The sequence below is a fragment of the Corynebacterium sp. HMSC067D03 genome, from assembly GCF_001811185.1.
Classification (GTDB): Bacteria; Actinomycetota; Actinomycetes; order Mycobacteriales; family Mycobacteriaceae; genus Corynebacterium; species Corynebacterium coyleae.
Genome location: NZ_KV803814.1, coordinates 1 through 383, shown reverse-complemented (window position 1 = coordinate 383; position 383 = coordinate 1). Strand labels below are relative to the sequence as shown.

Annotated in this window: 1 protein-coding gene; it reads right to left on the bottom strand. The window is 54.3% G+C overall.

Annotation, left to right across the window (positions count from 1 at the left end; genetic code table 11):
- On the bottom strand, positions 1–383 hold a 383-nt coding region (locus HMPREF2785_RS11960), incomplete at both ends, for a YPDG domain-containing protein (protein WP_168164678.1).

Genomic DNA, 383 nt, shown 5'->3' with positions numbered 1-383 from the left:
GTACTCCGGCTCAACCTTGTCAGCATCACGCATCTCAGTCAGCACAAAGCGTGCGTTACCAACAGCAGTCGTCTTGTCCTTGTACGTAACCTTGACAGGAACCTCAATCTCGGACTTAAACGCAGCATCCTTCGGGAAGGTCACCGAAACCTCACCGGTACGACGATCAACGTTGACCTTGTAGCCCTTCGGAGCCTTAAACCCATCCGCCAGATCGAACTTCGTCGGCTCCTTGAACTCATCTTGAGCGGTCAGCTCTCCAGCAGTGAGCTCTTCCTTGACATCGTCGGTATCCAAGTTGTCAAACTTCGGTGCCTGCGAGGTGACCTTCTCACCAGCCTTCGGCGCCTTAGTCGTCTCATACAGCGGCTGCCAACCAGTCA